19 protein-coding genes are annotated in these 18,708 nt (G+C 42.1%); 7 read left to right on the forward strand and 12 right to left on the reverse strand.

Annotated elements, in window-relative coordinates; genetic code table 11:
• Positions 1 to 133: 133 nt before the first annotated feature.
• The gene (locus IYN84_RS14775) at positions 134 to 943 is read left to right on the forward strand and encodes an FKBP-type peptidyl-prolyl cis-trans isomerase (RefSeq protein ID WP_196140009.1); all 810 of its coding nucleotides are present in this window, start codon (positions 134 to 136) and stop codon (positions 941 to 943) included.
• A 67-nt stretch (positions 944 to 1,010) separates the two neighbouring features.
• Here the strand turns inward: IYN84_RS14775 and IYN84_RS14780 are convergent, their stop codons facing one another.
• On the reverse strand, positions 1,011 to 2,069 hold the full coding sequence (locus IYN84_RS14780; RefSeq protein WP_196140010.1) for a DMT family transporter: 1,059 nt from the start codon (positions 2,067 to 2,069) through the stop codon (positions 1,011 to 1,013).
• A gap of 378 nt (positions 2,070 to 2,447) precedes the next feature.
• On the opposite strand from IYN84_RS14780, the gene glnA reads away from it, so the two are divergent.
• The gene (gene glnA, locus IYN84_RS14785; RefSeq protein WP_196140011.1) at positions 2,448 to 3,857 is read left to right on the forward strand and encodes a glutamate--ammonia ligase; all 1,410 of its coding nucleotides are present in this window, start codon (positions 2,448 to 2,450) and stop codon (positions 3,855 to 3,857) included.
• A 187-nt stretch (positions 3,858 to 4,044) separates the two neighbouring features.
• A complete protein-coding gene (locus IYN84_RS14790) occupies positions 4,045 to 4,608 on the forward strand; it encodes a DUF4124 domain-containing protein (RefSeq protein WP_196140012.1) in 564 nt (187 codons plus the stop codon).
• Between the two features lie 279 nt (positions 4,609 to 4,887).
• Here IYN84_RS14790 and accC read toward each other — a convergent pair whose 3' ends face one another.
• From accC to IYN84_RS14820, 6 genes are all read right to left on the reverse strand, one after another.
• On the reverse strand, positions 4,888 to 6,237 hold the full coding sequence (gene accC, locus IYN84_RS14795) for an acetyl-CoA carboxylase biotin carboxylase subunit (RefSeq protein ID WP_196140013.1): 1,350 nt from the start codon (positions 6,235 to 6,237) through the stop codon (positions 4,888 to 4,890).
• Positions 6,238 to 6,297: 60 nt separating this feature from the next.
• Entirely contained in the window at positions 6,298 to 6,756 is a 459-nt protein-coding gene (gene accB, locus IYN84_RS14800; protein ID WP_196140014.1) for an acetyl-CoA carboxylase biotin carboxyl carrier protein, read from the reverse strand.
• A 62-nt stretch (positions 6,757 to 6,818) separates the two neighbouring features.
• Entirely contained in the window at positions 6,819 to 7,256 is a 438-nt protein-coding gene (gene aroQ, locus IYN84_RS14805; protein WP_196140015.1) for a type II 3-dehydroquinate dehydratase, read from the reverse strand.
• Positions 7,257 to 7,610: 354 nt separating this feature from the next.
• Positions 7,611 to 8,786: an SO_0444 family Cu/Zn efflux transporter gene (locus IYN84_RS14810; RefSeq protein WP_196140016.1), complete on the reverse strand. Its 1,176-nt coding sequence runs from the start codon at positions 8,784 to 8,786 to the stop codon at positions 7,611 to 7,613.
• Positions 8,787 to 8,818: 32 nt separating this feature from the next.
• Positions 8,819 to 9,274 (reverse strand): Zn(2+)-responsive transcriptional regulator, encoded by a 456-nt coding sequence (gene zntR, locus IYN84_RS14815; RefSeq protein WP_246722939.1) that lies wholly within the window; start codon positions 9,272 to 9,274, stop codon positions 8,819 to 8,821.
• Positions 9,275 to 9,339: 65 nt separating this feature from the next.
• Positions 9,340 to 9,918, reverse strand: coding sequence for a TIGR02444 family protein (locus IYN84_RS14820; RefSeq protein ID WP_196140017.1), 579 nt, complete (start codon positions 9,916 to 9,918; stop codon positions 9,340 to 9,342).
• 58 nt (positions 9,919 to 9,976) lie between these two features.
• Here IYN84_RS14820 and IYN84_RS14825 point away from each other — a divergent pair, with 58 nt between their 5' ends.
• Complete coding sequence (locus IYN84_RS14825) at positions 9,977 to 10,567, forward strand: GNAT family N-acetyltransferase (protein ID WP_196140018.1); 591 nt, start codon at positions 9,977 to 9,979, stop codon at positions 10,565 to 10,567.
• Between the two features lie 12 nt (positions 10,568 to 10,579).
• Here IYN84_RS14825 and IYN84_RS14830 read toward each other — a convergent pair whose 3' ends face one another.
• From IYN84_RS14830 to IYN84_RS14850, 5 genes are all read right to left on the reverse strand, one after another.
• Complete coding sequence (locus IYN84_RS14830) at positions 10,580 to 11,647, reverse strand: hypothetical protein (protein WP_196140019.1); 1,068 nt, start codon at positions 11,645 to 11,647, stop codon at positions 10,580 to 10,582.
• Between the two features lie 77 nt (positions 11,648 to 11,724).
• A complete protein-coding gene (locus tag IYN84_RS14835; protein WP_196140020.1) occupies positions 11,725 to 13,263 on the reverse strand; it encodes a GGDEF domain-containing protein in 1,539 nt (512 codons plus the stop codon).
• A gap of 127 nt (positions 13,264 to 13,390) precedes the next feature.
• On the reverse strand, positions 13,391 to 14,203 hold the full coding sequence (locus IYN84_RS14840) for an endonuclease/exonuclease/phosphatase family protein (RefSeq protein WP_196140021.1): 813 nt from the start codon (positions 14,201 to 14,203) through the stop codon (positions 13,391 to 13,393).
• Between the two features lie 29 nt (positions 14,204 to 14,232).
• The gene (locus IYN84_RS14845; protein ID WP_196140022.1) at positions 14,233 to 14,892 is read right to left on the reverse strand and encodes a hypothetical protein; all 660 of its coding nucleotides are present in this window, start codon (positions 14,890 to 14,892) and stop codon (positions 14,233 to 14,235) included.
• 155 nt (positions 14,893 to 15,047) lie between these two features.
• Entirely contained in the window at positions 15,048 to 15,644 is a 597-nt protein-coding gene (locus IYN84_RS14850) for a cytochrome c (RefSeq protein ID WP_196140023.1), read from the reverse strand.
• A 380-nt stretch (positions 15,645 to 16,024) separates the two neighbouring features.
• Here IYN84_RS14850 and yihA point away from each other — a divergent pair, with 380 nt between their 5' ends.
• From yihA to IYN84_RS14865, 3 genes are all read left to right on the forward strand, one after another.
• Complete coding sequence (gene yihA / locus IYN84_RS14855; protein ID WP_196140024.1) at positions 16,025 to 16,681, forward strand: ribosome biogenesis GTP-binding protein YihA/YsxC; 657 nt, start codon at positions 16,025 to 16,027, stop codon at positions 16,679 to 16,681.
• Between the two features lie 36 nt (positions 16,682 to 16,717).
• A complete protein-coding gene (locus IYN84_RS14860; protein ID WP_196140025.1) occupies positions 16,718 to 17,092 on the forward strand; it encodes an energy transducer TonB in 375 nt (124 codons plus the stop codon).
• 79 nt (positions 17,093 to 17,171) lie between these two features.
• Positions 17,172 to 18,689 (forward strand): transglutaminase family protein, encoded by a 1,518-nt coding sequence (locus tag IYN84_RS14865; RefSeq protein WP_196140026.1) that lies wholly within the window; start codon positions 17,172 to 17,174, stop codon positions 18,687 to 18,689.
• The last annotated feature ends 19 nt before the right edge of the window (positions 18,690 to 18,708 follow it).

Consider the following 18,708-nt stretch of genomic DNA (forward strand, 5'->3'; position numbering starts at 1 on the left):
TAGTGATAAATAGCCTTATATCTCAGCTTTTTCCCTTCTTTTTTACTTTCTTTGAGTATAGACTGCCAGACTACTTAGGGTAATTAAAAGCGCTATATGCGCGCCAATTAAAATTAAAAAAAGAGGTAGAACTGTGAAGAAAACAAGTATTGCGCTGGTTATTGCTTTAGCTCTTACTGGTTGTAAAGAGGAAGCAAAAGAAGATGCTGCGGCTGCACAGGCTAAAAGCGAAAGCAAAGAAGTTGTAGCGGCGACCAAAACTCAAACAACTGACGAGAGTGGTTTGTCTGATCAGGATAAGCTTGCTTATGGCGTCGGCGCGAGTATGGCTAACAATATTTCGAGCCTCAATGATACTTATAAAGCGCTAGATATTGACATGGAGATGGTTAAAAAAGGATTTAACGATCAGATTGCTAAGCAAAGCCAAATGAGTGAAGAAGAAATGATGCAGCAAGCGCAAATTTTCGGTCAAAAGCTGCACTTCGCACAAAAGCAGGCAGCGGAAGAAGAAAAAGAAGCTAAGCTGGCTGAAAATAAAAAGTTCCTTGAAGAAAATCTTAACAAAGGATTTACTGCTACTGAGTCTGGACTCCAGTATAAATTGGTTCAAGCTGCTCCTGAAGGAGCTGCAAAACCTGCTGAAACAGATACAGTTCGGGTCCATTACACCGGTACTTTTACTGATGGTAAAAAGTTTGATAGCTCGTTAGACAGAGGACAGGCATTTGAATTTTCTTTGTCTGGTGGAGTAATCCAGGGTTGGCTAGAAGGCGTGAAGCTGATGGAAGTGGGAAGTAAATATCAGTTTGTTATCCCGTCTGATTTGGCTTATGGCCCGGTAGGACGGCCAGGAATGCCCGGAAATTCGATTCTCGTGTTTGATATCGAGTTGTTGGAAATCGTATCGCCAGAAGAAGAAGCGCAAAGGCAGGAAGGCTAATTTATCAGTTGTTTCTACCCAATAGGCCTCGTATTGCGAGGCCTTTTGGATCTTTAAGGAGCTCAGGTTAACAGGTTTCCTGAAGCGGCTTGTCGGTTGTAAGTCCAGCTTTATTCAAACTGTCCTCTGCCAGATTGTCGCTCTGAAGACCTTCTGTAAACTTTTCTTGCTCTCCAACTAGCTGATCAATATATTCTCGTTTGATTAATGACTGTTCGATAAAGACAGATTTTCTTCTTGGCTTTATCTGACTATAGATCAGTCCAGCAAGCACTAACCCGGCTGCAAAATACTGCGTGGTGTTAAGAGATTCATCCAATACCAGCCAACCAAAAAGCAGTGTGCTCAATGGAAGCAAATTCAACCATAGACCAACCTGACTGGCAGGCATTGCCTTGAATGAAGCGTTGTAAAGAATAAACGCTATGACATTCACTCCCCACGCCAGGAATAGGATCGAATAGACGACCTCGCTCGACACATCGACCGGTATTCCCTGCTCAAAGCTTAGTGTTAGCGGAAGAAAGAATACTGTGCCGAAAGCTGCCTGAATTGCAGTTAAAAAAACAGGCGAATAACGGCCGCTTAGCTTTCTTGCTAATAGGGTGTAACCAGTTGCAAAGGCAATAGCGATAAATTCCAGGAAATTTCCGAGTAAATGATTGTTCCCATCAGTTGAAGAACCTGAACCACTAATCGACAGTAACACTGCACCAACTACGGCTACCAGACCTCCAGACAACATTCGCTGGTTTATTTGCTCCTTTAAAAAGTACCAGGCGGCAATGGTAACCATAAAAGGGTGAAGCGCGGTAATCATGCCTGCCTCGGATGCGCTGGTATAAGTCAATGCCAGTCCTTCGAAAACAAAGTACAGGCAGGGTTCGCATAGAACCAGTCCTACGAGCAACAACCAGTCACCTTGTTGGTATTGTTGTTTTGCGCGACGCATTGTCGGAATAAAAAACAATAACACGGCAACAGCTAACAGCATTCTTAAAAATACAGTGAGAAAAGGCCCGAGTTCAGCGACTGCAATCTTCATTGCAATAAAAGAAGCTGCCCAAATAATGACGGCGGTTACGATTTGTATGACCGGCAAATATTGACGTATAACTTGTGCCATATTTTCCTCCTGCTGCATATGCTGGAAACTAACTATTGAATAGAAAATTCCTTCTTTCATATTTCGTACAAAGAAAAATCGAGTCTACAGACATAGGTTTTTAGCACAAACGAAATATTCTTGATTTTCGGATTAGTTTTTTTTATTTGAAATTGAGATTAAAAACCAGTGCACCCAATAAGTGCGTAAAAAATGACTAAATGCACCATATTGGTTCGTTGTTTTTGGTTGTAGCGGCTATAATTGCCTTTTAAAGGTGCAAAATGGCTAATTGACTTACGTTAATAAGTTGGCACCTATATTGCTTTATGGTTGTCAATCTTGGGATTTACACCCGAATTTTTGGCTATATCAACTTCTGATTTTGAGGAATTAATAATGAGTGCTAATGACATCATGGCTATGATGAAAGAGAATGACATCTCTTTTGTTGATCTACGATTCACCGATACTAAAGGTAAAGAACAACACGTAACTCTTCCTGCCCACTGCATCGACGAAGACTTTCTAGAAGAAGGAAAGATGTTTGATGGTTCTTCTATCTCTGGCTGGAAAGGTATCAACGAGTCAGATATGGTATTGATGCCAGATGCGTCAACTGCAGTTTTAGATCCATTCTGTGAAGATGCTACGCTGAATCTGCGTTGCGATATACTTGAGCCAGCAACAATGCAGGGTTACGATCGTGATCCTCGTTCTGTAGCGAGACGCGCTGAAGCTTATCTTACATCTACCGGTATTGCTGACACTGCTTTTTTTGGCCCAGAACCAGAATTTTTCCTTTTCGATGATGTTCGATTCAGCATTGATATGAAAGGAGCTTCTTATAGAATTGATTCCAATGAAGCAGCCTGGAACTCAGAGCGTCGCTATGATGATGGTAATATGGGGCATCGTCCTCGCGTTAAAGGTGGTTATTTCCCTGTTCCACCAGTAGACTCTTCACAAGATATCCGCTCACAAATGTGTTTGGTTCTTGAAGAAATGGGTATCAAAACTGAAGCACATCACCACGAAGTGGCCACCGCTAATCAGAATGAAATTGCAACAAAGTTCAATACTTTGGTCGCAAAGGCTGATGAAACTCAAGTGTTGAAATATGTTGTTCACAACGTTGCTCACGCTTATGGCAAAACAGCTACTTTTATGCCTAAACCAGTCGTTGGTGATAATGGAAGTGGGATGCACGTTCACCAGTCGCTTTCCAAAGATGGTGTTAACATCTTCGCTGGCAACAAGTATGGTGGACTATCTGAAGAAGCGATTTACTATATCGGTGGCATTATCAAGCATGCTAAAGCGATCAATGCACTAACTAATCCATCAACTAACTCTTACAAGCGTCTTGTTCCTGGGTTTGAAGCGCCTGTTATGTTGGCTTATTCTGCTAAAAACCGAAGTGCTTCTATCCGGATTCCTCACGTTGCGAGCGAAAAAGCTCGACGTATCGAGGTACGCTTCCCGGATCCAACAGCTAACCCATACCTTGCGTTTACTGCGATGTTAATGGCTGGCCTGGACGGTATCCAGAATAAAATTCACCCTGGTGATGCGATGGACAAAGACCTGTATGACTTACCGGCTGAAGAAGCTGCTGAAATTCCACAGGTTGCAAGCTCACTTGAAGAAGCACTTGATGCTTTGGATCGTGATCGTGAGTTCTTAACCAAAGGCGGAGTGTTCAGTGATGATTACATTGACTCTTTCATTGCGCTTAAACGTGAAGAAGTTACTTATCTGAATATGACGACTCACCCTGCTGAGTTTGATATGTACTACAGCCTGTAATTTTAGGTTAGTCGATAAAAAATCCCGGTTTTTACCGGGATTTTTTTTGTCTTTTAAAATTACCGAGCAAAAAAAATGAATTGCAATAGACCAACTTGAGAAATGACTCAATTTTAGCGTTGCTAAAATTCGATATTCATCTAAAAGTTTGTTAATTTAAAAGTAGGCCTTTTAGGGAGTGATTAAAATGAAAATATCAATTGGTACGCAAAAGCTTGTTGCTTTGGTTCTTGGCTTGCTCGTGTTGCTTCCCTCAAGCGCAGAGGAGGAAAAAAAGAAACTCTATAGATGGGTTGATAATCAAGGCAATGTTCATTATAGCGATGAACCCAGAAAAGGGGCCGTAGAAGTTAAACTAAAAGAACTCACTACCATCAAAATGGAAAAGCCAAAGCCGTTGAAGTTAAACCTTCCTCAGAATAAAGATAAAACAGAGTTTCTCTATAAGTCATTTAAAATATCTTCCCCAGAAGATAATGGTGTGATTAGAAACAACGGTGGCTTTATTGAACTGAGCGCTACACCTGATCCTGAACTAAGGCAAGGTCACCAGGTGAGATTTTTTCTTGATGGCAGGCCTGTCATTGAAGAAGTGAATGGGTTGTCGGTAAAAATGGAAGGTCAGGCATACGGTGAACACACAGCAAGTGCGATTATTGTTGATGGACAGGGAAAACAGGTGATTGCATCAAAGCAGATCAAATTTTCATTACTGAATTTTATTAATCCGAAAAATCGAAAAAATAATTAATCGGAGAAAAAAAGTTTATTCAAGCAGTTATTAATTTAGAAAAGTGGTGAGCGGAGATTGCTAATTGACATTACTTTTCTGAGATTATAAGCGAAATAGCTTACCCAAGGTGACAAAAATACCAAAAAGATTGTTAAATTAGTCTCAGAAATGAACGCAAGGTTATTATAAAATTTTTAACAGTTATTGATTGATTAGTGCGACCAATGACTTGATTTTTCAACCCCTGATTCGCCCGCAAAATACTGCGGGCTTTTTTTAGCCCGCATCAGAGAGAGATTACTTGTCTTCGATTTCGAGCTTCTTTTCCAGGTAGTGGATATTGGTTCCACCTTTCTGAAAATTTTCATCTGCCATTATTCTTCTTTGAAGCTCAATATTGGTTTTAATTCCATCGATAACGACTTCATCCAGTGCCATTTGCATTCTAGCCATTGCAACTTCACGAGTTTCTCCGTAGGTAATTAGTTTACCTATCATCGAATCATAATAAGGTGGAACGCGATAACCAGAATATATATGTGAATCCCAGCGTACACCTGGTCCGCCCGGTGCATGGTAGCGATCGATTGTTCCTGGAGAAGGTATAAACGTTTTTGGATCTTCAGCATTAATTCTGCACTCAATAGAGTGTCCTCGTAGCTGAATATCTTCCTGTTTGAAAGATAAGGGCTGGCCTTCCGCAACGCGAAGTTGTTCTTTAATGATGTCAACGCCGGTGATCATCTCTGATACCGGGTGTTCTACCTGAACACGGGTATTCATTTCGATGAAATAAAACTCACCTTTTTCATACAAAAACTCAAAGGTTCCTGCGCCGCGATAACCTATCTCCTGACAAGCCTGGACACAGCGCTCACCAATAAAACGGCGCTTTTCTTCAGTAATGCCAGGAGCAGGAGCCTCTTCTACAACTTTCTGATGACGTCTTTGCATTGAGCAATCTCGCTCGCCAAGATATATGGCGTTACCGTGATTGTCTGCTAAAACCTGAATTTCAACGTGACGCGGTGTTTCCAGGAATTTTTCCATATAAACCATGTCATTGTTGAATGCAGCTTTAGCTTCAGCCTTGGTAAGTTTGATTGATTCAATCAAGTCTTCCTCTTTACGTACAACACGCATTCCACGTCCGCCGCCTCCGCCGGAAGCCTTGATTATTACCGGGTAAGCAATGCGTTTGGCAATGGCTAGATTTTCCTTGTCATCTTCGCCCAAAGGGCCATCTGAACCAGGAACGCAAGGTACTCCCGCGCGCTTCATGGCGGTAATCGCTGAGACTTTGTCTCCCATCAAGCGAATAGAGTCGGCTGTTGGTCCGATAAATCGGAAGCCGCTCTTTTCAACCTGCTCAGCGAAATCTGCATTCTCGGCAAGGAACCCGTAGCCTGGGTGGATTGCTACTGCGTCAGTTACTTCTGCAGCAGAAATAATCGCAGGAATATTCAGGTAGCTCTCGAGGGGAGAGGCTGGGCCTATACAAACCGATTCATCGGCTAATTTTACGTGCATTAAATTTTCATCAGCAGTCGAATGAACTGCGACGGTTTTGATGCCAAGCTCACGGCAAGCTCTGAGTATTCTCAGTGCAATTTCGCCCCGGTTGGCAATGACAACTTTATCGAGCATTTTAATTTCCAGATAAACGAGTTAATGATTGAAACGAGATAAAAAGTGCTTGGGCACTGGTTACTCGATTACAAATAGTGGCTCGTCAAATTCGACTGGCTCGCCATCTTCAATCAAAATAGCTTTTACGGTACCACTGGTATCCGCTTCGATTTGATTCATCATTTTCATCGCTTCAACGATACATAAGGTATCCCCGGCTTTAACTTGATCTCCAACCTCAACAAAAGATTTGGCACCAGGAGAAGGCGAGCGATAGAAAGTTCCAACCATGGGAGACTTAACTTGATGGCCGCTAACTACTTCCGCCGAGCTATCGGCTGCTTGTGCATCGATTGCACCTGGAGCAGCTGTTGGAGCAGCTGTGGGTGCCGCTGTATAATGAACCGGTGCGGCGGCGGCCATTGGTGCAGTTGCGCGGCTGATTCGAACCGACTCTTCACCTTCTTTAATTTCGATCTCTGCTACGCCAGACTCTTCTAGTAGTTCAATCAGTTTTTTTACCTTGCGAATATCCATAATATAGACACCTTAAAATCGTTATAAATGTTAGATAATTCTTGTTATTTCAAATCTTACTTTCAGGCTGTTTTTAGCGCTTTTATTGCCATATTGGCAGCCATTGTGTAGCTATCTTCACCAAAACCCGCAATTACACCTTTGGCCAAATCTGAAAAATAACTATGGTGGCGAAAAGGCTCTCGTGTATGCGGGTTGGATAAATGAATTTCAATAAAAGGGATAGCAACGGCTGCTATCGCATCCCGGATGGCTACACTCGTATGGGTAAATGCCGCCGGGTTAATGATAATGAAATCGATCGAATTTCGAGACTGTTGAATCTTATCGACTAATTCATGCTCGGCGTTTGATTGATAGAATTCACAACCGATCCCTTCTCCAGCGAGCAACTGGCTGACGTTTTCCCCAATCTGAGCAAGCGTTGTAGAGCCGTAGACTTCCGGCTCGCGCGTGCCTAACAGGTTCAAGTTGGGGCCATTAAGAATCAGTACTTTCATTTAAAAGCGCTCAATCAAGAGATTTCATTTAACATTTTTACCAGGCTAACACGGGCTCAATCCGGTAACTTGCACTATGTGCGTGTCGCTGAGATCATTATCAAGTAATTATTGTCGCTAAAATACGCTAATTTCTTAAAACTCGCAAACTTTAATGAAATTGTACCCTGCTTTATCACTTTTTTGAGAATTTATCTGCAAATTGGTGTTAAAAATAGAGTTTTTTGCAATTTAACGTAATTTCAGCGCAAGATTGCAGAATTTTAACCAAATTTTGAAATTTAATGGTACAACCAGTCGACTTTCAACTGGTTGCAGACCTGTTTGCAGGAGATTTTTTGAATGATGTGTTTATCAGGCATTCACCTGTAAACTTGAGCGCGTGGTGTTGATCACGTTTCTTAGCATCAGCAGGGCGAGCAGAAGTGCACTGCCTGTATAGAGAAAAGAGTCATCTAATTGATGGTGCTCGCTGGCGACCTTCGCAACTTCAAAGCCGAAAGACTGAATTGACCAATTAGTGAAATAGCCCAAACCGATACTGGCACTGATAACTGCAAACAGATAACCGGCCAGTACTCTGCTACCCATTTCCTGTCGAATCATTCCCATAGTTGATAGATTGGTCGCTGGTCCAGCTAGCATAAAGACCAATACTGCACCAGGAGACACGCCCATCGCAAGGAAGCCTGCTGCCACCGGCGTTGAAGCCGTTGCACAAATATACATGGGGATCCCCACAAGCGCCATGACTAGCATTGCTCCAAAGCCACTCCCCCACTGGGTCAGAAACTCCTGAGCAACCCAGGTTTTGACTGCCGCCGCAACCACCAGGCCAATGAGTAGCCACTTGGTAATGTCAGTTAATAGCTTTCCGGTACTAAATTGCAGCATTTCGCGTACTCGTTGCAGCCAGTTGATTTGAAGGTTTACTTCATGCTTTTTCTCACCAGCACAACAGGATAGGTTTTCGGTTTTGGAGTTAGCTTTCACCGGCTTGCTATCACAACGGCTTTGTTCTTTATTCGCCAGTGTTTGCGATGAAGTTGTACCACAACAACTGTTATTTTCACTTGATGAAACCTTCTCTGCAGTATTTTGATTGTTTGAGGCTTTCTTCTTTCCATCCTGTTGAACTAATCGAGTGATTAGTCCGGCATAGACAGCGCTAAAAATAGCTGAAAAAGGTCTGATAATCGCTAAAAAAGGGCCTAACAGGGCATAGGATACGGAAATTGAATCGACTCCAGTTTCAGGTGTAGCAACCAAAAATGAAACCGTCGCCGGTTTTGATGCACCAGAACGGCGTAAACCTACGGCTGCAGGAATAACGCCGCAGGAGCATAGCGGAAGAGGGGCTCCAATCAAAGCTGCTTTTATTATCGAGAGCAGATCGCTTTTTCCCATATGTCTATTTAGTAATGACATAGGCACAAGCCACTTCATTGCCCCGGCAACTAAAAGACCAAGCAGTAACCAGGGGGCTGATTCTTCGAATAGTTCGATGAAGTTAACCGCAAATTCAATCATTTTCGACTCTACTTATTTCAGGTGATGGATGTTTATGAGTCGCCGGACTCGATTTTTTCAAAGGTAAATGGTGCTTCCAGAGTTTGCAAAATGCTGCAATTATCAGCTGTTTCATTACCGCCACAGCAGGCTTCATGTAGTGAGACTAGTGCAGATTTCATTTTCACCAGATCGGCTATTTTCTGCTCAATTTCCCGGATTTTTGCGCCGGTATAATCTTTGACTTCTTCACACGTGTGCTGGTCCCTATTGAGTCGCAAACCCAGCAATCGCTTGATTTCCTTAAGGGAAAAGCCAATTTTCTTAGCATGAAGAATGAACCCTAACTTCTGGATACTTTCGTCACTATATAGGCGGTAACCATTTTCACTTCGACAATTTGCTGAAATCAAGCCTTCACTTTCGTAATAACGAAGTGATTCAACACTGATTCCTGCGCGGGCAGCTAGCTGGCCAATTTTCAAGTAATGTGTTTGCATAGCAACCATTATAAACCCTGAAGCTTACTATAGGGTCAAGAGATTTTAGTATACATGAACCAATAAAACAGGCGCTACTCAGGTGCGAGCAACTTCACAATCATATTTACAAGTTGCTCGAGAACTTCCGCAGGAAGTTTTACAAGGACTAATTGAAGGTTTGCCTTGAGAAGTAAACGGGGATTTTGAAAGGTGTTGGTGTTGCAAGAGTTCTGTGGTTCACTAGCCGTTGACTTTCGAGCAAATTCTGTTCGAGATTTATAGGCATCTTTAGCGCCAAAATATCTACTTACGATTAGTCTCTGATGTTCTTTTTCGAATTCTAATTCGCAGTCAATCATTTGTTCCCGTAAGCTAACGAAAGTATCGGGGTTTAGCGCGCAGTTTTGCCGGTCGGTTTTCATTTGATTGCGGATATGGCGAATATTGATGATCCAGCTTTCCAGCAATTTGGTCGTGATTTTGATTTGAGAAACTTCACTGACAGTAAGAGCACGATTTTTTTCAATTGCCAACCATGCTGCAAACAGCAGCCAGTTGATATTTGCATTTCTCTCATTCTGCAGCTGGTGAAGTAGAGCTTTTAAAGCTGGGTTTTTATATAATCCGCAGCTGAATTGCCAGAATTGCTGCTGTTTTTGCACAATATCCATAAATAAATTAGTTATGTTGAAACAATTCTGCCCTAAAAATAACAATGGAGTGTAATCTGTGAGCATCAAAAAAGTAGAGAACTCACCAACTATTCTAACCGAAACTGAACGATTAATCCTGCGTGCAATGACGCCAGAAGATGCCGATAGTGTTTTTGAATATCGCAATCAGCCTGATGTTAAATTATTTCAGGGCTGGACTCCGGAAAACGCAAAAGAGGTTGCCGACTACGCCAATGAAATGGCTGGGCGGGAGGTTGCGGCTCCCGGTCATTGGTTCCAGGTTATTTTGGAATCGAAGCCGGAAGGTGAGCAGAAAGGTAAAGTTATTGGTGATATGGCATTTTGTATTGAGCCAGAAATGAAGAAGCAGGCTGAACTGGGTATTGCGCTTGACTCTCGTCAGCAGGGAAAAGGATTTGCACTGGAAGCAACCAAAGCTCTAGTTTCCTATTTGTTCGAGACCTTTGAGCTGCATCGAATTCATGTATCAATTGATCCCGAAAACGGGCCTTCAAGAAAACTGTGTCACAGGATCGGCTTTCGTGAAGAGGCGCACTTGAAACAGGCGGTATTTTTCAAAGGTGAATGGGTGGATGATATCATCATGGCGATGTTGCATAGCGAGTGGCAAGCGCTCACAAAATAGCGGTTAAACAAGCTAGTACGGGATAAGCATTTTATTGAGGTGATATTTCTCAAAAAAATTGAGCTTAATTTTTTCGTTTTGCTCTGGATCAGTTGTTACTCTGACTAACTCTACTGGTTTTAATGCGTTTTCAGAGTCCAATTTTGCTTCTGAAAGACTCAAATCGATAGACTTGTTCAGTTGTTGAATGATGGAGTTACATCTTGAGAGTAGCAATGCTTCAGGAGATGTTATTGGTTCAATTGTAAGTGCTTCCATGTTGCGAGAGACAATTTTCAACAGTGACTTTTCTTTCTGTTCATTGCTCTCGAGTTGCAATGACTCCAGCAAAGCGTGTAGCAGTAAAATATTGGTTTTCGTGTCTAAAGCCAGCGTAAACTGCTCAAAAAGATATTGTCCCAGACGCTGGTAATGTTGAATTGAAATTTCACGGCCGTGCCACAGTTGAGCCTGGGTCATACAGGAATAAATAATTGCCTGATCAACCAATTCTGCGGCTCTCCGATTTATGGGGCTGCTTTCTGCTGCAAATATGCTTGCCAACTTCTGCCGCATGGAACCGTCGATGACTTGAGCTTGTTTAATGTGGACACCTGCATGTCTTGCCGCTTCATTTAAAAAACATCGAAAATAAAGAGGTATAGATTTTTTAGTCTTGATATCTCCTATCGACAAATATCCATCAAGCAACCGAATTTCGTCCTCAGACAAAACCTTCATAACCTGAGTGGAAGATACCTGATCAAACTCTGCCACTAGTTCTCTTTCTGCAGAGAAAAGGTTTTTATCTGATAGCCACAGATTTTTGTCCAGGTATTCAATCAAAAGCTTTCCGTATTGTATTAGCTCGCCTGAGAAAAGCGCTCGACCACAGCTAAGCAGCCAACAGGCAAGTACAGCATTGTTGCGACTAGATATTTGAGCTTTATTGTTATCTGAAGTGATATAAGCGCCACTGATTGCATTCACGTCGGCACTCAATAACCAGTCAATGGCATTTTGTAAATACTCATCTTTCTTGTCTTGTGAGTCAAAAAGAGAAACTGCTGCTAAATTTTCCAGCTGGTTCTGTTCGTTCAATAAATTCCAATAGAACGAAAAAGAGGAGAGGTTAGTATCTAACAATGAAAACACTCGGATAATTTAATACGGTATGACTATTCTTTCGCAGGTTTGGCTCGTTGGCAACAAACTTGATCTCTACCTTTATTTTTGGCTCGGTATAAGGCTTCATCTGCTCGACCAAATACTGCTTTGGTAGTATCGTTATTTTCAAATTCGGAAATACCAAAGGACATAGCGACTCTGATTTTCCGGCCGTCAATATCAATGTTAAGCTCTTTGACCCCTTGACGAAGTTTATTCACTGCTTTTGTCGCGTCTATTAAAGATGTTTCCGGCAAAAGCAGAACGAACTCCTCTCCTCCATAACGTGCAATAAAGTCCGACTCTCGTAGCTCACTCTGCATAAAATTCGCAACTTTCTGCAGTACAGCATCACCCATTTCATGTCCATAATTATCGTTGACTGTTTTGAAATAATCGATATCTCCAACAACCAGACTAAGCGGACTTCGATAACGTCGCCAACGATTGTATTCTTGAGTTAATCGTTCATTATAAGAGTAACGATTCGGCAACCCGGTTAGCGGATCTGTTTGTGCCCGCATTCTTTGTGCTGCAAGCTCATCCTTTAAACGAGTCGTCTCATCATTGGTGGCGGAAAGTTGCTCTTTTAATTTGTTACAGCTTTCATTCAGTTGATTCTGTGTCCTCAGCTGATGTTCGCAAAACACATTGACTTTCGAGACTATCGCCTCAAGTTTTTCTGAAAGATTCTGTTTTATTTCCGCCAATGAAGTGGTTCCGCTTAGACTATCTTTGAGGGTATTGACACTTAATTTTAATTCGTCATCAAGCTGCTCACTTTCTGTTCGAAATTGCTGATTGTAATTAACTGTTTGCGACAAAAACTCATTAACTCTATCTATTCTCTTTGTGAGCGTTTTTAGAAATGACTCAAGCTGCCGGTGTTCGTCCCCTGATATATCAATGAATGCTCCGGTTAGAATTTCCAGCACTTCTATCAGGTCCTCAGTTTTTTCGGCTTCATCGATCTTTTTACTAAGATTCTGAATTCTTGCTCTGTTACCCTCTATGCTGGAAAGCTGGTCAATTAGATTCACCAGTGATATTTTCAATGCTGTTGGAATTTTTGACTCGTTCAGGCTTTCTTCTTCTGTGAGTTCACCATCTTGGCGCTTAAACAGGCGAGACATAATTCCCGAACGCTTTTCTGCTTTATTAGAAGCAACATAAGATTCGATAGAGTCAGCTATAGATGCTATCAACTTCGCAGACTCGAGAGAACGGCGTTTTTTCTCTATACGTTTTAAAGTCCGCTTGAGATCTTTGGGTAAAGTACGATCGAGTAGTTGTTCGAGAATATCCAGTTCCTGATTAAGTTCGATTTTTTCCAAACTGGATTTCTTATCTTCCAATTGCCTAAGCTTTCGACTGATTTTATCGATCTGCTTTTTAATGGAATTCGGTGATTCCTGCTTTTTAATTTGATTGCGAAGTTCTTTTAGCGCGGTATCCAGAGGGGCTGATAGTCCCATCCCGACAAAACTCAAGCGGGAAATGCAACGCATTAACTCGGCTTGTTGTTCATTGTTCTGAGGGGTATCCGACATATTATCGCATTTCTGAGCAGCGGTTTAGTCCGTTAACGAATAAAGAGGACCATTTATTACCTTAAAATAGTGACAATAAATATAGTCTTTTTTTGATAATATTGCGCGCGATTTGTCAATATTTACCTTAATTTGCGGCAATAGGCTGGCGATCTAAATATTCGCGAATACTAGCCAGTTGTCTGGGAATTTCTATATCCATTGCTACCGGCAAATGATCAGATACGCCCAGGTTCATCACCTGAGAGTTGAGAATTTTCAGACTTTGACTTACCCAGATATGATCCAGCTGGTACTTAGGTTTCCAGCGTGGAAAAGTTGGATCAGATTGGTCTCCAAGCTTAACTTGCAAGCCCTGTCGAGAGAACTCTTCCAGTGCATGATCGTGAGGACAATTCATATCCCCCATGATTATAAAGTATTTTTGATGTTTAAAAAGTTCACCAATATAGGCCAGCTGCTTTTTCCTGGCTTGCGGACTTAAAGCCAGATGCACGGAAAGTACAGAAAGCTGACTGTCTCCATGCCCAAAGATAGCTTGTAGGGCGCCACGACCTGCAATCCTGCCTGGAAGCTTGTGATGAACAATATGTTCGACCGGAATGCGCGCTAAAATACCATTTGAGTGGGCGGCCAGACGGCCAAGCTTCCTATTTTGTTGATGATGCCAGTGCGGAAAGCCCCCTTTGTGAGCGAGGTAGGCAATTTGATTAACAAAGTGAGTCCGCATGCTGCCAGCGTCTACTTCCTGTAACGCGACTATGTCGTAGTCGGCCAGCCAGTGTGCTATTTCTGAAAGGTTAGCCTGGCGTCTCGAGTCAGGAAGAATATGTCGCCAACTCTGGGTCACATAATCGCGATAGCTATGACTACCTATCCCAACTTGCACATTGTAACTGAGCAGTTTAAGACAGTTAGGCTCGACTCTTTCCTCCAGCATGGCTTGATAAACACTCCAGTATTTTACGGTTATTGTCGCTTAAGAAGGTAGTCGACTACTTCGACCAGGCGCTGTACAGATCCTGTTGAATTGGCATCGGTCGCATACGCCTCTCTTACAATAATAGTCGGAACCTGAGAAATGGAAAACGATTGTGCCCGCTTTCTAAAGTTTTTTTCAGCTTGCCAGATAGCAGGTTCGTCCAGTCTGGGTAGCTCCTCAATTGAGTATTGGGTTTTTAACCAGGATTTGATCAATTCAAAAGAAGCAAAAGGCGAGCAGTCGCTTATACATTGTTGATAGAGTTGCTCACGAGTTGGTAGTTGAACTTTCCCTTCAAGTTGCTCAATCATTGGTTGTATGTAAGCCTGCGCGCGCCAGCTTGGAAAGGGGATCAATGGCGTCTTTTTAACAACCAGCTCAGGATGATCTTTTGCATAGCTCTCTATTGCTTGTTCTGCCTGGAGGCAGGAAGTGCATCCAAACCAGTAGAAAATCTCTATATCGGCGACCTTTTGCAATTGAGAGAGATCGGTGGCGCTATCTATCGTTCTGCTTCCCAGTAGTCGGTAATCCTTTCCTGCTTCAATCGAGGATTTTGTTGATTCCTCAACAGCAGATGCCGCCTGGACGTCAAGGTATTTAGATGGCGAGCAAATAATCAAAATAATAATCAGTAGTTTTCGCATGGTGTTTAATAGCATTGCCAACAAGTTGAAACTAGAGATTATACTCTGACAAAAATTTGGGGAAAGGGCTATAGCGAATTCGTTGATTAATTAGAAAGCAGAAACAAAAAAAGCGGCCATTCAGGCCGCTTCTGACAACAAACAGATGTTATTGCTTAGTGTAGACCTGCCAGATAGTGGGCTAAAGCTTCAATTTGTTCATCGCTCATTTTAGCTACAACATCACGCATGACGTTATTTGCATCATTATTGCGGGCTCCGCTGCGGAATGCTTTTAGCTGTGCTGCAGTGTATTGTGGATGTTGACCGCCCAGCGCAGGAAATCCTGCTGCCGGCATTCCTTCACCTGTTGGACCGTGACAAGCCATACAAGCTGGAATATTTCTGTCGGCATCTCCACTACGGTATAGTCTTTCGCCTAACTTGATAAACTTGTCTTCTACAGCCGCGTGCTGTACAGACTGTCCAGCGTAGAAAGCTGCGACATTTTCAATATCTTCATCAGAAAGCATGCCAGCCATAGGTGCCATCGTAGCATTTTCGCGTGCGCCAGATTTAAAGTCGTGTAGCTGTTTGGCCAGGTACTTGGCACTTTGGCCTGCTATTTTCGGGTTCATTGGAATCGGGCTATTCCCATCAGCGCCGTGACATCCTGCGCATGTTCCTGTTTTTGCTTGGCCTTTGGCGGCATCACCCGCGTTAACACTAGCGGCAAATGCCAAGGTAATTAAGACCCCAATAACTTTCTTCATTCTCGTACCTTTTTTAAAGCGTGCGTTGAAACTCTTGGATAACTATTTGAAATATATAATATTTTCTTATATAAAAACTTCTGTCATCAGCATAGAAGTATTGATGTCTGCTAGACAATAAACTTATACTAAACAGCTATCCCTCAAAAGAATGCGTGAATTATAGGCAAAGCGGATATAAAAAGCTACAGGCTTATCAAGCGTTTAAGCTATGTACTGGTGACAGATAAGCATATAATTTACATCCTTAGGGAAAAACCGGGCGTTAAGGTAACCAAGTTGCTAAATGCCGATAGCGACGAGTGTGTGGATGAGCTGTTTTATTTTCAGCTTTTTCCATCTCTTGAAGACAATCTAATATAACTGAAAGCGCAGAATTAATGACTCAAAAGAAAATAAATCCATTTCGTGTTGCCCGCTATCTTATGGGGGCTGCGGAGCTTTCTCAGTTACCACCGGACGAAGGCGTTGAAGTTGCTCTTGCTGGTCGCTCAAATGCCGGAAAGTCAACAGCTCTGAACGCTATTACTGAACAAAAGAGCCTGGCCAAGACAAGTAAAACACCTGGTCGGACTCAGTTAATTAATTTGTTTCGACTCGATGATCAAAGTCGAATTACCGATCTTCCAGGCTATGGATTTGCCAAAGTCGCGAAAAACGTAAAAGAACAATGGCAAAGAACCTTGAGTACTTATTTACAGGAAAGGTTATGCCTGCAGGCTCTGGTCATTTTTATGGATATCCGGCATCCGTTAAAAGAAACTGACAAGCAAATGATTCAGTGGGCTGTTCAGGCCGATCTTTCAGTTCATGTTGTTTTAAGCAAGGCTGATAAACTCAAATCCGGGGCGCGTAAAACGGCCTTGTTAAATGCCAATAAACACTTGCAAAGAATGTCATCAAATATTACCAGCCAGGTATTTTCTGCGACTAACCGCATTGGGGTGGATGAGTTAATTGACAAGTTAAGACTGTGGTACGGGTATATGGATGAGGAAGAATTACTCAATCTTGCAGATACTTCTTCTACCAAATAATAGCGTTAATAGTATTAAAACAATCAGGCAACACAAATGAATTATAAATTGCTTTGTATGTTTTTGGTGTCCACCATTCTTATTTTTGACGCAAATAGCTTGAGTGCGGATGAACTCAATGTGCCCAAGGTACATGGAACACCTAAGGGGGCTAATCCTACAGTTGTTATTCAGCCAAGATACCCTTCGGAGGCTATCAATGATGGTGTTGAAGGTTGGGTTCATTTCCAGTTTTTAATCGCTGATGACGGAAAACCCAAAGACATTAAAATATTGAACTCATACCCTGAAAAAATTTTTGACGCAGATGCTTTGAAGTCAATTAAGCAGTGGACGTTTTCAACTGCAAACTTAAAGAATCCTGATGACAGGATGGAGTTTGTTATGGAGTTTCAATTAAGCCTGGACTAGATGGAGTGATTCTACTTGAAAGCCTGTCACTTTAGTTTACGGGTTTGTAACCGTTATTTTTAGGGAGTACGTGAGGCCGTTGAGACTTTTATTCCTCTCATTAATTTCTCTGTTTGCATTGTTTAGTTGCAAGATATCTTATGCGGCTAACTCTTCATCTATCAACGCCATCTGGAGCGAGCTGACAGATTTCGAAAAAAACGTCTTATCCAAAGAGAGACTAGCCCAACAGGGAGATGCTGATGCCTTGTTGGGGCTTTATCTGCTAGCTTCCGGCGATATTCGCTATTTCGAAGACTATGAAAGAATTCTCTCTTCCGTCAATCATTTTATCAAACAATTTCAGTTAGAAATAAAAGGAGAGACCTCTAATGAAGTGATCGGCATGAAGCTTCACGAAGCCATGCACGAAACTTTTTTCCTTGGTGGAAATAAAGGGGATGATATGGGGAAAGGCTATTATTTTGATCAAAGTAAGCTGAGCGACATCTTTTATACCAAGCGATTTAATTGCATTAGTTCCTCTCTTCTCTATATTGTTCTTGCTAGAAAGCTGAATCTTGATGTGCAGGGGGTGTTATTGCCTTCACACGCTTTTGTACAACTCAATTTAGAAGATGGCAGTTATGTGGATGTTGAGACGACTTCTATTAACGGCTTTGGATGGGAACATGATGAAGCCTTCTATGAGGAAGACGACGATGATAAGAGTTGGTTTGAGCAGCGAGGTTTAACACCATCGACTTATCTGGACTATAAGAACAGAGAAGTTGTGAGTCCGTTTAAAGTTGGAGTTCGCAACATGCGAAACCAACATACTTTTGAAGAGAATATGCGTTATGAGAGTCGTTTTCGAATAGCCGAAGTCGCGACTTTGCTGGATGGCGGCGCTGATTTCCACAAATATCGATTGAGTTTTTATAATCAAGAATTCAAAAAAATGAACGATGGATTGGGTCATCAACTGTTAATTGAAATGTTCTCAAAAATCAAACCTTATCTTGATTCGCTGGAAAACAATTCTTTTAATGACCTGGAGCTGGAAAATCTTTTAGGCTGGGTTCGATCGCAATATGCCTATTCACTTCTCATGGCTGAGAGATTTGATGAAGCCAGAGATGCGGCCATCGCAAATTATTTTCGATTACCGTTGAAGATCGACGATAGAGAAGGGATAAGAATCAACACCATAGTCATATTACACAAAGTAGTGACTCATTATCTTGAACAAATTAATTATGAAAAGGCGGCGCGAGTTTTTGGTGAAATGACTCAGGATTGTTTACAAGATGATGATTGTCGCGGCGGAATTGCTCGCGTCTATGGTGAATGGATTTCCAGTTATTGGGATGCAAAGCAGTGGCGTAAAGTTATCGAAACGGCCGACAAGTACTTGAAGCTTGATCCTGACAGCCAGTCTTCTTTTGTATTTAAACAAAATATGACCGCCGCTTATTCAAATTGGGCCAATCGGTTCGCCGAAGCTTCTGACTGGAAAGAAATGAAACGAATTCTTAATCTTTGTCTGGATGCTGTTCCCGATGACGAGCTTTGTAGAGGGAACCTGAATAAAGTGGAGCAATTATTAAATCAATAGTTGTAGTAATAAATTGGTT

It is taken from the genome of Aliikangiella sp. G2MR2-5 (assembly GCF_015687155.1).
Classification (GTDB): domain Bacteria; phylum Pseudomonadota; class Gammaproteobacteria; order Enterobacterales; family Kangiellaceae; genus Aliikangiella.

Excerpts from the sequence above, each read along its gene's own strand:
- IYN84_RS14790 (WP_196140012.1), top strand. The coding sequence starts at position 4,045 with ATGAAAATATCAATTGGTACGCAAAAGCTTGTTGCTTTGGTTCTTGGC.
- IYN84_RS14835 (WP_196140020.1), bottom strand. The coding sequence starts at position 13,263 with ATGTCGGATACCCCTCAGAACAATGAACAACAAGCCGAGTTAATGCGT.
- IYN84_RS14780 (WP_196140010.1), bottom strand. The coding sequence starts at position 2,069 with ATGGCACAAGTTATACGTCAATATTTGCCGGTCATACAAATCGTAACC.
- aroQ (WP_196140015.1), bottom strand. The coding sequence starts at position 7,256 with ATGAAAGTACTGATTCTTAATGGCCCCAACTTGAACCTGTTAGGCACG.
- accB (WP_196140014.1), bottom strand. The coding sequence starts at position 6,756 with ATGGATATTCGCAAGGTAAAAAAACTGATTGAACTACTAGAAGAGTCT.
- IYN84_RS14850 (WP_196140023.1), bottom strand. The coding sequence starts at position 15,644 with ATGAAGAAAGTTATTGGGGTCTTAATTACCTTGGCATTTGCCGCTAGT.
- yihA (WP_196140024.1), top strand. The coding sequence starts at position 16,025 with ATGACTCAAAAGAAAATAAATCCATTTCGTGTTGCCCGCTATCTTATG.
- IYN84_RS14860 (WP_196140025.1), top strand. The coding sequence starts at position 16,718 with ATGAATTATAAATTGCTTTGTATGTTTTTGGTGTCCACCATTCTTATT.
- IYN84_RS14810 (WP_196140016.1), bottom strand. The coding sequence starts at position 8,786 with ATGATTGAATTTGCGGTTAACTTCATCGAACTATTCGAAGAATCAGCC.
- glnA (WP_196140011.1), top strand. The coding sequence starts at position 2,448 with ATGAGTGCTAATGACATCATGGCTATGATGAAAGAGAATGACATCTCT.
- accC (WP_196140013.1), bottom strand. The coding sequence starts at position 6,237 with ATGCTCGATAAAGTTGTCATTGCCAACCGGGGCGAAATTGCACTGAGA.
- IYN84_RS14845 (WP_196140022.1), bottom strand. The coding sequence starts at position 14,892 with ATGCGAAAACTACTGATTATTATTTTGATTATTTGCTCGCCATCTAAA.
- zntR (WP_246722939.1), bottom strand. The coding sequence starts at position 9,274 with ATGGTTGCTATGCAAACACATTACTTGAAAATTGGCCAGCTAGCTGCC.
- IYN84_RS14820 (WP_196140017.1), bottom strand. The coding sequence starts at position 9,918 with ATGGATATTGTGCAAAAACAGCAGCAATTCTGGCAATTCAGCTGCGGA.
- IYN84_RS14840 (WP_196140021.1), bottom strand. The coding sequence starts at position 14,203 with ATGCTGGAGGAAAGAGTCGAGCCTAACTGTCTTAAACTGCTCAGTTAC.